The organism is Kitasatospora sp. NPDC054768, assembly GCF_053612025.1.
Window position 1 is genome coordinate 130,769 of record NZ_JBSHBN010000002.1, and the last position, 12,425, is coordinate 143,193.

The 12,425-nt window shown below is 74.0% G+C and carries 10 protein-coding genes and 1 pseudogene; 2 read left to right on the top strand and 9 right to left on the bottom strand.

What is annotated here, in order from left to right:
- Positions 1 to 16: 16 nt before the first annotated feature.
- The 8 genes from ACWGKU_RS01200 to ACWGKU_RS01235 all read right to left on the bottom strand — a co-directional run bounded on the left by ACWGKU_RS01200 (position 17) and on the right by ACWGKU_RS01235 (position 7,861).
- On the bottom strand, positions 17 to 868 hold the full coding sequence (locus ACWGKU_RS01200; RefSeq protein ID WP_359899997.1) for a fumarylacetoacetate hydrolase family protein: 852 nt from the start codon (positions 866 to 868) through the stop codon (positions 17 to 19).
- A gap of 155 nt (positions 869 to 1,023) precedes the next feature.
- On the bottom strand, positions 1,024 to 2,232 hold the full coding sequence (locus ACWGKU_RS01205; RefSeq protein ID WP_380538250.1) for a serine/threonine-protein kinase: 1,209 nt from the start codon (positions 2,230 to 2,232) through the stop codon (positions 1,024 to 1,026).
- Between the two features lie 103 nt (positions 2,233 to 2,335).
- Entirely contained in the window at positions 2,336 to 3,325 is a 990-nt protein-coding gene (locus tag ACWGKU_RS01210) for an ABC transporter substrate-binding protein (protein WP_380538252.1), read from the bottom strand.
- Positions 3,326 to 3,369: 44 nt separating this feature from the next.
- Positions 3,370 to 4,122 (bottom strand): amino acid ABC transporter ATP-binding protein, encoded by a 753-nt coding sequence (locus ACWGKU_RS01215; protein ID WP_359900028.1) that lies wholly within the window; start codon positions 4,120 to 4,122, stop codon positions 3,370 to 3,372.
- Positions 4,123 to 4,175: 53 nt separating this feature from the next.
- A complete protein-coding gene (locus tag ACWGKU_RS01220; protein WP_452177031.1) occupies positions 4,176 to 5,195 on the bottom strand; it encodes an amino acid ABC transporter permease in 1,020 nt (339 codons plus the stop codon).
- A gap of 25 nt (positions 5,196 to 5,220) precedes the next feature.
- Positions 5,221 to 6,165, bottom strand: a complete 945-nt coding sequence (locus tag ACWGKU_RS01225; protein ID WP_452177032.1) for an ABC transporter substrate-binding protein — start codon at positions 6,163 to 6,165, stop codon at positions 5,221 to 5,223.
- Between the two features lie 11 nt (positions 6,166 to 6,176).
- Positions 6,177 to 6,686: a GNAT family N-acetyltransferase gene (locus tag ACWGKU_RS01230; protein WP_359900006.1), complete on the bottom strand. Its 510-nt coding sequence runs from the start codon at positions 6,684 to 6,686 to the stop codon at positions 6,177 to 6,179.
- Positions 6,683 to 7,861, bottom strand: coding sequence for an LLM class flavin-dependent oxidoreductase (locus ACWGKU_RS01235; RefSeq protein ID WP_452177033.1), 1,179 nt, complete (start codon positions 7,859 to 7,861; stop codon positions 6,683 to 6,685). The genes ACWGKU_RS01230 and ACWGKU_RS01235 overlap by 4 nt, the downstream gene beginning before the upstream one ends.
- Positions 7,862 to 8,537: 676 nt before the next feature.
- Between ACWGKU_RS01235 and ACWGKU_RS01240 the strand changes: the two genes are divergently transcribed.
- Entirely contained in the window at positions 8,538 to 9,491 is a 954-nt protein-coding gene (locus ACWGKU_RS01240) for an amino acid ABC transporter permease (protein ID WP_401044441.1), read from the top strand.
- Positions 9,488 to 11,413: an FAD/NAD(P)-binding protein gene (locus ACWGKU_RS01245; protein WP_452177034.1), complete on the top strand. Its 1,926-nt coding sequence runs from the start codon at positions 9,488 to 9,490 to the stop codon at positions 11,411 to 11,413. Before ACWGKU_RS01240 ends, ACWGKU_RS01245 begins: the two co-directional genes overlap by 4 nt.
- An 18-nt stretch (positions 11,414 to 11,431) precedes the next feature.
- Here ACWGKU_RS01245 and ACWGKU_RS01250 read toward each other — a convergent pair.
- A pseudogene (locus tag ACWGKU_RS01250) lies at positions 11,432 to 12,425 on the bottom strand (hypothetical protein); the annotation flags it as partial.

The following is a 12,425-nucleotide window of genomic DNA, read 5'->3' on the forward strand; positions in this document are numbered from 1 at the left end:
GCCGTCAGAGCGTGCCCTAGGCCTTGCCGAGCACCTGGCGCTGGCGGCCGAGCCCGTCGATCTCGATCTCGACCACGTCGCCCGGGGCGAGGAACGGCGTGCCGGGGCGGCCCAGGGTGACCCCGGCCGGGGTGCCGGTGATGATCACGTCGCCGGGCTCCAGCACCATGAACCGGCTCGCGTAGCGGACCAGTTCGAGCACCGGGAAGACCATCTCCGCGGTGCTGCCGTGCTGCCGCTGCTCGCCGTTGACCCAGAGCCGCAGGGTCAGCGCCTGCGGGTCGGCCACCTCGTCGGCGGTGACCAGCCAGGGCCCGAGCGGGGTGAAGGTCTCCGCCGACTTGCCCTTGTCCCACTGGCCGCCGCGCTCGAACTGGAAGGCCCGCTCGGTGACGTCGTTGGCGATCGTGTAGCCGGCGATCACCCCGGCCGCCTCGGCGTGCGAGTCCAGGTAGCGGGCGGTGCGGCCGATCACGACGGCCAGTTCGGCCTCGTAGTCGGTCTTCTCGCCGCCGCGCGGCACCAGCACCTCGTCGTACGGGCCGACCACGGTGGAGCTCGGCTTGAGGAAGATCACCGGCTCGGCCGGGATCGCGGCCCCGGCCTCGGCCGCGTGGTCGCGGTAGTTGAGCCCGATGCCGACCACCTTGCCCGGCCGGGCCACCGGTGCGCCCACCCGCAGGCCGTCGAGGTCCACCACCGGCAGGAGGCCGGAGGCCGCCTCCCGGGCCAGCGCGGCCGGGTCCAGCCCGGCCAGGAAGGCCCCGTCGAGGTCGCGGGCCCGCCCCGAGAGGTCGTACGCGGTACCGTCCTCGCCCAGGACGACCGGGCGCTCGGCGCCCGCGGGTCCGACGCGCAGGAGCTTCATCGATCCGTCACCAGCCTTTCGTCGCAGCTCACCGGGGCGGCGCGGACGCCGCTCCCGTGTCCGGCAACGAGGTATACCAACGCGTCCGGGTCGCGGACCAGACCGTCCCGATGGGCGAAATCCTCCCGGTTCCCGCCCGGGCCGCGCGGGACGCCTCAGTCGCCCGGCGCGCCGCCGAGCAGCACCCCCAGGCTCAGCGCCCGCGGCCGGCCCGGGCCGAGCCGGGCGGCCTCCCGCTGCCAGTGCGCGAGGTCGCGCCGCGCGTCCGCCCGGGCCTCCGGGGTGGCGCCGGGCACCTGGGCCAGCTCGTCCAGCAGCGCGACGGCGGCGCCCGGGCTGCCGTCCCGGGCCAGCCAGAGGGCCAGGTCGTGGCAGGTGCGCAGGGTGCGCGGGTCGTCTGGTCCGCAGATCCGGGCGAAGTCGGGCACGAGCGCGGTGAGGATCTCGACCGCCTCCGCCGACTCGCCGGCCTCGCCGTGCCGCCAGGCCCGGTCGGCCCGCCGGCGCAGCTGCTCCGGGCTGGGGTCGTCCGGGCGCAGCATCCCGGGCCGGACGACGCGCAGCCGCTCCAGCACCTCGGCGGCTCCGGCGGGCCGCTGCTCGGGCCGCTTGGCGAGCAGTTCGGCGATCAGCGCGCCCAGCGCGGGGTCCTTGCTGCGGACCCGGGACGGGACCTCCTCCAGGTGCCGGTACATGTACTCGGCGGCCGAGGCGGCGCGGAACGGGCGCGCGCCGGTGCAGACCTCGTACAGCATGATGCCGAGCGCGTAGAGGTCGGCCCGGCCGTCCACCACGCCGCCGGACCAGCACTCGGGCGCCAGGTACGGGACGGTGCCGACCACGTTGCCGGTGGAGGTGAGCCGGACGGTCTGGGTGACCAGTCGGGCGATGCCGAAGTCCAGGACCTTGGCCCGCTCCCCGTCCTGCGCGATCATCACGTTCTCGGGCTTGATGTCCCGGTGGACGATCCCCGAGCGGTGCGCGGCGTCCAGCGCCTTGCACACGTGCCGTATCCAGCGCAGCGCCTGCTTGTGGTCCGGCCGGCCGTCCTTGAGCACCTCGGACAGCGCCCGGCCGCGGACCAGCTCCATCACCAGGTACGGGATCTTCCCGGAGCCGGTCTCCGTCCACCCGTAGTCGTACACGGTCACGATGTGCGGATTGTTGAGGCCGCCGGCCGTCCGGGCCTCGCGGACGAACCGGCTGACCGCCTCCCGGTCGGTGGCGTGCTCGGCGAGCAGCACCTTGACCGCGACCTCCCGGTCGATGGTCGTGTCGGTGGCCCGCCAGACCACGCCGAACCCGCCCCTGCCCAGCTTCTGCTCCAGCCGGAAGCGACCGCCGAGCACCTCGCCCTTCTCCATGCCCTCCCCCAACTCGACCGCGCCCGCCCGGCATTCGCCGTCGGGAGGGGGTCACCATAGCGGCGGGCGGGAACGAACGGGTGAACGTCCCCGGGCCGCCCTCCTACGGCTTGGGCCTGGGCAGCCCGGGCGGGTTGATCTCCGAGTTCGGCACGGCCTCGTTGTCCAGGCCCCAGCGCTTGAGCACCTGCCCGTACGTGCCGTTGCGGATCAGTTCGTCGATCGCCCCGTTCAGCGCCTTGACCAGCCCGTTGTCCTTCCGGGTGGTCGCCGCGATCTTGCCGAGGACGTCCGCGCCGCCGCCCGAGTAGGTGCCGACGACCTCGGTCTCGCCGGTCTGCACGGCGTGGAAGGCCAGGCTGGGGTTGGGGCCGGTGTAGACCTCGATCCGGCCGGAGGCGAGCGCCAGGTAGTACTCGGTGCCCTGGAAGTACTTGATGTCGATCGGCTTGAGCCCGTTCCTGACGTTCTCCTCGCTCCAGGAGACCAGCAGCTTCTCCTGGTTGGTGCCGGTGGCGACGCCGACCGCCTTGCCCGCGAGGTCCTTGGGGCCGGTGACCTTCAGGCCGCCGCCCTTCTTCGCCTCGAAGCCCAGGACGTCCAGCCGGTAGGTGGCGAAGTCGTACTTCTCCTTGCGCGCCTCGGTGACGGTGATGTTGGAGACGCCGACGTCGTACTTGCCGCTGTCCAGACCGACGAAGATGTTCTCCCAGGAGACCGGGTTGAACTCGACCTTGAGGCCCAGCACGTTGCCGATCAGGGAGGCGAGGTCCGGCTCGACGCCGATGATCGTCCTGTCGTCGTTGGCGTAGAAGTCCAGCGGCGGGGTGGTGCCGATCGAGTCGACGACGGTCAGCGTCCCCTTCTTCCTGATCTCCTCCGGGACCAGCGCGGCGATCGCGTCGACTTTGGGCGTGGTGACCCGGTTCTGGTCCGGCGAGAGGTTCACCACCGTGCCGTCCGGCGCGGTGCTGCCCCTGGCCGGGGCGAGTTCCGCCGACGCGCCCGTGGCGGAGCCGCCGCAGCCGGCCAGGGCGAGGGCGGCGGCGAGCGCGCCGGCGGCGGTCACGAGGGCGCGACGGGGTAGGGACATGGCGGAACTCCTGCTCGGTGAAGGGGTGTTGGGGGAAGGGAGGGTCAGAGGACCTTGGCCAGGAAGGCCCGGGTGCGCTCGTGCCGCGGCCGGTCCAGGACCTCGGCGGGCGGGCCCTGCTCGACCACCACGCCGCCGTCCATGAAGACCACGGTGTCGGCGACCTCGCGGGCGAAGCCGATCTCGTGGGTGACCACGATCATCGTGGTGCCGCTGCGGGCGAGGTCCTTGATGACGTCCAGCACCTCGCCGACCAGCTCCGGGTCGAGCGCCGAGGTGGGCTCGTCGAACAGCAGCACCTTGGGCTCCAGCGCCAGCGCCCGGGCGATCGCCACCCGCTGCTGCTGCCCGCCGGACAGCTGCCGGGGGTAGGCGGCGGCCTTGTCGGCCAGCCCGACCCGCTCCAGCAGCGCCAGCGCCGCCGCCCTGGCCCCGGCCTTCGGGCGGCGCAGCGCGGCGACCGGCGCCTCGACCAGGTTCTCCAGCACGGTGAGGTGCGGGAACAGGTTGAAGTTCTGGAACACGAAGCCGATGCCGGTGCGCTGGCGCAGCACCTCGCGCTCCTTGAGCTCGTACAGCCGGTCGCCGGAGCGGCGGTAGCCGATCAGCTCGCCGTCGATGGCGACGTGGCCGCGGTCCAGCTTCTCCAGGTGGTTGATCGCCCGCAGCAGGGTGGACTTGCCGGAGCCGGACGGGCCGAGCACCACGGTCACCGAGCCGGCCGGGACGTCCAGGTCGACCCCGCGCAGCACCTCCAGCCGGCCGAAGCTCTTGTGCAGGCCGCGGACCCGCACCATCGGGGCGGCCGGGGCCGGGCCGGGAGGGTTCGGATCGGGCTTCGTCAGCGTGGTCACGACTGTCCTCCGGGGGTACGGGCGGCGGCGGGCCGGGTGCGGTCCGGCAGGCTCCGGGCGAAGGCCCGGACGCGCTGCCACGGGGTGGGCGGCGGGGTGCGCTCGGCGCCGCGGGCGAAGTGGCGCTCGACGTAGTACTGGCCGATCGAGAGGGCGGTGGTCAGCAGCACGTACCAGACGGTGGCGACCATCAGCAGCGGCACCACCCGGCCGGTGCGGCCGTAGACCACCTGGGCCTGGTAGAAGAGTTCGCCGATCGCCATCACGTAGACCACCGAGGTGCCCTTGAGCAGGGAGATCACCTCGTTGGCGGCGGCCGGGAGGATGCCGCGCATCGCCTGCGGCAGCACGATCCGCCAGCCCTGCCGCCAGCGCGGGATGCCGAGCGCGGCGGCGGCCTCCCGCTGGCCGGCGTCCACCGCGATGATGCCGCCGCGGATGATCTCGGCGGCGAACGCGGCCTGGTGCAGCCCCAGGCCGAGCACCGCCGCACCGAGCGCGCTGAGCACTCCGACCGTCTCGACCTCGCCGAAGGTCGGGCCGAACGGGATGCCGATCCCGAACCGCTTGTACAGGTAGGAGAGGTTGAACCAGAACACCAGCTGGACGATCAGCGGGATCGAGCGGAACACCCACACGTAGGCCCAGGCGATGGAGCGCAGGATCGCGCTGCGGGACAGCCGCATCGCGGCCACCGCGGTGCCCAGCACGAAGCCCAGCACCGTGCCGTAGGCGGTGAGTTCGAGGGTCCGTCCGATCGCCCGGAGGATGGTGTCGGCGGTGAAGTAGAGCCGGAACGTGGCCCAGTCCCAGCCGGGGTTGGTGGCCAGGCCGTGGGCGAACTGGGCGAGCACGACCAGCGCGGCGATCCCGGCGGCCCAGCGCCAGGGGTGGCGGGCGGGGACGGTCCGCAGGCCGGCCAGTGCGTCGAGGTCGAGGTCGAGGTCGGGGGCGGCCGGGGCCGGGGCCGGCCGGGTCCCGGTGGTGACGGTGGTGACGGTGGTGGTGACGGTCATCGGAGGTCTCCTCGGTGGCCGGCGCTCAGGCGTGCTCGGGCGGGCTGATCCGCGATTCCTCGATCGCCGACTCGGCGACCCCCCACTTGCGCAGGATCCGCTCGTACGTCCCGTCCTTGATCAGCTGGTTGACCGCCATCTGGAGGGCCGGGGCGAGCTTCGAGCCCTTCTTCAGGGCGAAGCCGACGTCGAGGCGGTGGAACTCGTTGAGGAAGCGGGTCCCGGAGGCCTCCTGCGCGGCCTGGTGGCGCAGCCCGTTGATGGTGGACATCTCGATGTCCACCCGGCCCTGCTGGAGGCTGGTCAGCAGGGCGCCGCTCTCGCCGAACGCCTTGACCTCGTACGGCTTCTTCCCGGCGTCGGCGCAGACGTTCTTCCGGCTGTTGAGGGTGGTCTCGAAGGTGGTGCCGGCGCCGGTGCCGATGGTCAGTCCGCACAGCTGGAGCAGGTCGGTGACCGGCTGGACCGCGGTGTTGTCCTTCTTCACCGCGAAGCCCTGGCCGTCGTCGATGTAGGTGACGAAGTCGATGGTCCTCAGCCGGGCCGCGGTGACCCCGAAGTTGCCGGTGCCGACGTCGTACTTCCCGCTGTCCAGGGCGGGCAGGATGGTCTCGAAGGCGGCCTGCTCGCGCTGCACGGTCAGGCCGAGCAGCCTGGCCACCGCGTCGGTGAAGTCCACGTCGATCCCGGCCGGCTTCTTGTCGGCCTGGTCGGTGTAGAACGCGCTGGGCGGCGCGCCGAAGGCCGAGCCGAACTTCAGCGTGCCGGCCCTGCGGACCTCCTCGGGCAGCAGCGCGGCGGCGGACTCCGAGGTCCTGAGGGCGGAGACGAGGTCCTCGGTGGCGGTGGCGGCCGGACCGCCCGCCGCCGCGCCCGCGATCTTCGGGTCCGAACCGCAGGCGGCCAGGACCAGGACCGGCAGCAGGACGGCGGTCGCGAGCAGGCGGCGGCGGACGGTGGTGGTTCTCACGAGGGGGCCTTTCAGGAGGTCGTGGTCAGAACGGGCAGGTGCTTCTCGAAGGGGAGCGGCCCGATGGTCAGGGGGTCGGCGGAGACGTCGAACAGCGGGGTGTAGCCGGCCGCCAGGTAGAGGTTCCTGGCCTCGGGCTGGCGCGGGCCGGTGGTGAGGTGGAAGCGGGTGTAGCCGGCCGCGGCCGCCGTCCGCTCCAGCTCGGCCAGCACCCGGCGGGCCAGGCCCCGGCGCCGGTGCGCGGAGTGCGTCCACATCCGCTTCACCTCGGCGGTGCGGTCGTCGTAGCGCTTGTACGCGCCGCCGGCCACCGGTTCGCCGTCCTCCAGCAGGAGCAGCAGCACGCCGTGCGGCTCGGCGAAGTCCCCGGCCGGGTAGCGGGTCATCTCCTGGTGCGCCTCGGGGCCGTACCGGGTGACGTACTCGTGGGTGAGCTCGCGCAGCAGCGGCTCGACCAGCGGATCGTCGATCGTGACCCGGCGGAACTCCCACCCGTCGGCCGGGCCCGCGCCCGCGCTCACGCCTGCACCGCGATCAGCTGATGGCGGTCGCGCTCGGCCCGCTCGGCCTTGGCGGCCCTGGCGGCGTCCCGCTTGGCGACCTCCTCGCGGACGATCGGGATGACGTACCGGCCGAAGTCGATCGCGTCGTCCAGCAGGTGGTAGCCGCGCGCGGAGAGGATGTCCACGCCGAGGTCGTAGTAGTCGAGCAGCGCCTGGGCGACCGTCTCCGGGGTGCCGACCAGCGCGTTGGAGTTGCCCGCCCCGCCGGTGGCCGCGGCGGTCGGGGTCCACAGGGCGCGGTCGTAGCGCTCGCCGGCCTCGGCGATCTCGATCAGCCGCTGGGAGCCGACGTTCTCGGGTGCCGCGGTCTCGCGCGTCCCGGCCTCGCGCGTCCCGGTCGCCGGGTTCGTCCCCGCCCGGTCGGTGCCCCGACGGTCCCGGATCGCGGCCACCGTCCGGTGCGCCTTCTCCCAGGCCAGCTCCTCGGTCGGCGCGATGATCGGCCGGAACGCCACCTGGATCCGCGGCACGTCGGTGCGCCCGGCCGCCCGGGCCGCCTCCTTCACCCGCTCGATCTGCTCGGCGGTGCGGGCCAGCGGCTCGCCCCAGAGGCAGTAGACGTCCGCCTCGGCGCCGCCGGCCGCGTAGGCCGCGTCGGAGGAGCCGCCGAAGGAGACCCCCGGGCGCGGCTGCTGCACGGGGAAGACGTCCGAGACGAAGTCGTTGAAGCGGTAGTGCGGGCCCTCGTGGTCGAAGGGCTCCCGGCTGGTCCAGGCCTTCTTGACGATGCCGATGTACTCCCGGGTGCGCTCGTAGCGCTGGTCCTTGGTCAGGAAGTCGCCCTCGCGCTGCTGCTCGTGGTCGTTGCCGCCGGTGATGAAGTGCACGGTCAGCCGGCCGTCGCTGATCCGGTCGAGGGTCGCGAAGGTCTTGGCCGCGAAGGTCGGGTAGGAGACGTTCGGCCGGTGCGCCAGCAGGATCTGGAGGCGCTCCAGGTGCGAGGCGAGGAAGGCCGCCGCGGCCGACGGCTCCGGGGCGCCGGCCCCGTAGGCGAAGAGCACCCGGTCCCAGCCGTGGTCCTCGTGCGCCCGGGCCAGCCGCAGGGTGTAGTCGCGGTCGAAGGCGGCGGTGGTGCGGGCGGTGGTCTCCGAACCGTCTCCGGTGGCGGCGATACCGAGGAATTCGACGGGCATGGCGGAACCTTTCGGGTGGGCGGGACTCCGGTGGACTGCGGGTGGGCAGGGGGTGCCGCCCGGCCGAAGGCGGGGGGCGCCGGAGGCGGCCGCGGCGGGGCGGCCGTCGAACACGTGACGGTGGACGTGCCGGTGAAGAGGGGGGACGGGAGGGAACTGCCGGAGTGCGGGAGGACCGGAGTGCGGAAGGGCCGGAGCGCAGTGCGAAGTCGACGGCGGCAGCGAAGGCCTGACGCGTCGCCGGTCGCCGACGACGGATCCGGGCCGCGACGGGGCGAACCGAGGGAGGGCTCCCCGCCGGGAGATCAGGCCGGACGGACGGCCCGCTGCCGGGTCAGCCGCGACACGCCGCGGACCACACCCGACCGAAGTCGATGTGGTCGCGGCTGACCAGGGGCTGCTCGGCGTACATGGCCTCAAGTTGAGCAGTCGGCCGATCGGTACGTCAACCATCCATCATTGCCGCACTGTTGCGATCTCCTGTCGCTTTTCCGACGCGCCCCGGCCGGGCCCTCCGCCGTCCCGATCACCCTTGACAGCCGTCGATCGCGCATGCGTACGATCGGCGCGGAGTGCAGTGCCATGCGCCGGCCGTGTTGAGGGACACGGGCCGCGCCCGCGTACGTGACCACCGCCGTACATCTCCCCGCCCGCACTCCGCCCAGGAGCCGCCGCCATGGCCACCCCGCAGGACGTCCTGCCCGCCCCCTCCCCACTCGACCGCCCCGCCGCGCCGCCCGCCGCCGAGGCCCGGATCGTCGCCCGCCGCAGGCCCGGCCAGTGGGCCGCCGCCGCCGTCGCCCTGCTGCTGGCCGCGATGGCGGTCAACTCGGTGATCCGCAACAAGGCCTTCCAGTGGAGCGTGGTCGCCGACTGGTTCACCGCCCGGTCCGTGCTCGACGGACTCGCCCTGACCCTCTGGCTGACGGCCGTCACCCTCGCCCTCGGCTTCGTGCTCGGCACCCTCCTCGCCACCATGCGGCTGTCCGCCAACCCGGTGCTGCGCACGCTGAGCTGGGTCTACATCTGGGTGTTCCGCTCCACCCCGCCGCTGGTGCAGCTGCTGTTCTTCTTCAACATCGGCGCGCTCTACCCCACCCTCGGCCTCGGCGTCCCGTTCGGCCCCGAGTTCGTCACGGTCAGGACCGTCAACCTGATGGGCCCCACCCTGACCGCCGTCATCGGCCTCACCCTGCTGGAGACCGCGTACGCCGCCGAGGTGATCCGCGGCGGCATCCTGTCCGTCGACCGCGGCCAGCTGGAGGCGGCGTCCGCGCTCGGGCTCGGCCGGTGGCGGGTGCTGCGCCGGATCGTGGTGCCGCAGGCGATGCGGGCGATCGTGCCGACCGCCGGGAACATGCTGATCGGCGCGCTCAAGGGCACCAGCATCGTCAGCGTGCTGGCCGTCTCCGACCTGCTCTACTCGGTGCAGCTGGTCTACCTCCAGTCGTACCGGGTCATCCCGATGCTGATGGTCGCCACCATCTGGTACCTGGTGGTCACCACCCTGCTGTCCGTCGGCCAGTACTACGTGGAACGGCACTTCGCCCGGGGCGCCACCCGCGACGGCCTGCCGCCCACCCCGCTGCAGCGGGCCCGCGCGGCCTTCGTGAAGGTGGTGCGGGCATGACGGCGCTGGTCATCGTCGGCGCCGGCCCGCGCGGCACCGGGCTGCTGGAGCGGATCGCCGCCAATGCGACCGAACTCCTGCCCGAAGACCGCCCGTTGGCGATCCACCTGGTCGACCCGTACCCGCCGGGCGCGGGCCGGATCTGGCGCCACGACCAGTCCCCGCTGCTGCGGATGAACTCCATGGCCGAGGACGTCACCATGTTCACCGACGAGCGCTCCACCCTCGAAGGGCCGGTCCGCCCCGGCCCCTCGCTCGCCGAATGGGCCGCGCGACAGGAGGAGTTCGCGCCCTACCGGGAGGTCGCCGACCCGGCCGTCCGGGCCGAGCTGCGCACCCTCGCGCCCGCGGACTTCCCCACCCGCCGGGCCCAGAGCGCCTACCTGGACTGGGTGTTCCGCCGCGCCGTCGCCGAACTGCCGGCGCACATCGCGGTCACCGTCCACCGCGACACCGTCCGGCGGATCGAGGGCCCGGCCGACGGCCCGCAGAGCGTCCACCTCACCGACCGGACGCTCACCGCCGACCACGTCGTGCTCACCCTCGGCCACCTCGACTCGGCCCCGCACCCGCGCTTCGCCGCCGACGCCGCCTTCGCCGCCCGGCACGGCCGCTTCCACCTCCCGCCCGCCCACTCCGCCGACGTGACCGCCGAACTGGCCGCCCTCGCCCCCGGCGAGCAGGTGGTGCTGCGCGGCCTCGGCCTCGCCTCGGTGGACCTGGTCACGCTGCTCACCGAGGGCCGCGGCGGCCGCTTCGAGCCGATCGGGGACGGGCCCGCGCTGCGCTACCTGCCGTCCGGCCGCGAGCCGGTGCTCCACCTCGGCTCCCGGCGCGGCGTCCCGTACCACTCCAAGACCGGCTACCGGCTCCAGGGGCCGCCCGCCCCGCTCCCCCGGTACTTCGACGAGACCGCCGTGAACACCGTGCTCACCACCGGCGGACAGCTCGAACTGCGGCGCGACTTCTGGCCGTTGATGGCCAAGGAGATCGCCTTCGGGCACTACCACGAGCTGTTCCACGCCCACCCCGGGCGCACCGCCCTGCCCTGGCCGGAGTTCCTCCACCGCTACGACCGGCACCACTGGTACGGCCCCGAACTCGCCGCCCTGATCGCCGAGGCCGTCCCCGACCCGGCCGACCGGATCGACTTCGAACGGCTCGACCACCCGCTGGCCGGGCTCGAACTCGGCACCGACGAGGAGCTCCAGGCGCACCTGCGCGGGTACGTCACCGCCGACGCCGACCGCCGCGCCGACCCGGCGCACAGCGCCGACCTCGGCGCCTTCCTCGGCCTGCTCTCGCTGTTCGGCCAGCTCCCCCGGGTGATGGCGAGCGGCCGGCTCACCGCCCGGTCGATCGCCGAGGAGGTGGACGGGTGGTTCTTCGGCTACTTCAGCTTCCTCGCCTCCGGCCCGCCCGGCTTCCGGCTGCGCCAGCTGCTCGCCCTCTCCGAGGCCGGGGTGGTGCGCTTCCTCGGCGCGGACGTGCGGATCGAACGGGACGAGGCGAGCGGCACCTGGCGGGCCGGCGGCGCCACCGTGCCCGGCCACCGGGTCACCGCCACGGCGCTGGTCGAGGCGTACCTGCCCAAGCACGCGCTGGCCCGCACCCTGGACCCGGTGCTGCGCGACCTGCACCGCACCGGACGGATCGTCGAGGAGGTGGTCACCGACCCCGACTACACCCACCGCTCCGGCCTGGTCACCATCACCCCCGCGGACAGCCGGCTGCTCGACCCGGCCCTCGGCGGCGCCCCACACCCCCGCCGCACCGCCCTCGGCCCGCACACCAGCCTGCGCGCGGCCGCCGCCTTCGCCCGCCCGCGCACCAACGCCCCGGGCTTCCGGCAGAACGACGCCGCCGCCCGCGCCCTGCTCCACGCCCTGGCCGTCCTTCCGGCGCCGGCCCTGGCGGGCTGAGCGCCGTGGCGGCGGCGCTCAGGCCCCGAAGATCTCCTCCACCAGGTCCTCGTCCGAGACGTGGTCCGGTGCGTCGAACACCACGTCCGCGACGCCCTTCAGGCCGATCCCCCGGTCCAGCGCGTCCATGCAGGCCCGGGCCTCCTCGTCGGTGGCGAAGTCCCACAGCCGCAGCCGCCGCACCAGCACCAGCGCCTCCATCGGGCTCATCCGCGGCGTGCGGCGGCGCTGCCCCGGCCCCTTGCGGCCGGCCTGGGCCAGCTGCTGCTGGTAGCCGGCCAGGTCCCGCCAGGCCTGCACGGTGCTCGGGTGGTGCTCGCCCAGCACCCGGGCGAGGTCCGGCAGCAGCCCGTGCAGCTGGAGCACCGCGCCCTGCGGGTCGCCCCGGTTGGCCCGGTGCAGCGCGAGGTCGTGCCGGGCCTTCAGGACCCGCGGGTCGTACGGGCCCCAGGCGGCGTGCAGGTCGGGCAGCAGCTCGTTCATCAGCCGGATCGCGGTGACCGGCGCACCGCTCTCGCCGACGCACCAGACCAGGTGGTAGCGGGCGCCGAGGGTGTCCGGGTCGACCGGGCCGAGCGCCGAGCGCATGTCGTCCACCAGGGCGGTCAACAGCCGGACCGCGCCGTTCAGGTCCCCGGTCCGGCTGAGGTACCAGGCGAAGTCCCGCCAGGTGCACAGGGTGTCCCGGTCGCTCCGGCCGAGCACCGTCACGCACTCCCGGGCGAGCGTCTGCAGCAGCATCGCCGACTCGCCGGCCGTCGCCGCCCGGTAGGCGGCGGACCGGCGCTCGCGCAGTGCGGCCCGGACGGACTCGGCCGGCGGCGTGGCCGTCACCGGCGGCGTGGTCAGCGGGGGCAGCACCGACGGGACGGCGGGCGGCGCGGCGGGCACGGGCGCGGGCGGCAGGGCAGGCGCAGGCGCGGGCAGCACGGCGGGCGCAGGCGCGGGCGCGGGGACGACCGGCGGGGCGCTCGGCGGCGGTGGCGCCACCGGCCCCGGACGCTCCACCACC

Excerpts from the sequence above, each read along its gene's own strand:
- ACWGKU_RS01245 (WP_452177034.1), top strand. The coding sequence starts at position 9,488 with ATGACGGCGCTGGTCATCGTCGGCGCCGGCCCGCGCGGCACCGGGCTG.
- ACWGKU_RS01200 (WP_359899997.1), bottom strand. The coding sequence starts at position 868 with ATGAAGCTCCTGCGCGTCGGACCCGCGGGCGCCGAGCGCCCGGTCGTC.
- ACWGKU_RS01215 (WP_359900028.1), bottom strand. The coding sequence starts at position 4,122 with ATGGTGCGGGTCCGCGGCCTGCACAAGAGCTTCGGCCGGCTGGAGGTG.
- ACWGKU_RS01205 (WP_380538250.1), bottom strand. The coding sequence starts at position 2,232 with ATGGAGAAGGGCGAGGTGCTCGGCGGTCGCTTCCGGCTGGAGCAGAAG.
- ACWGKU_RS01240 (WP_401044441.1), top strand. The coding sequence starts at position 8,538 with ATGGCCACCCCGCAGGACGTCCTGCCCGCCCCCTCCCCACTCGACCGC.
- ACWGKU_RS01235 (WP_452177033.1), bottom strand. The coding sequence starts at position 7,861 with ATGCCCGTCGAATTCCTCGGTATCGCCGCCACCGGAGACGGTTCGGAG.
- ACWGKU_RS01210 (WP_380538252.1), bottom strand. The coding sequence starts at position 3,325 with ATGTCCCTACCCCGTCGCGCCCTCGTGACCGCCGCCGGCGCGCTCGCC.
- ACWGKU_RS01220 (WP_452177031.1), bottom strand. The coding sequence starts at position 5,195 with ATGACCGTCACCACCACCGTCACCACCGTCACCACCGGGACCCGGCCG.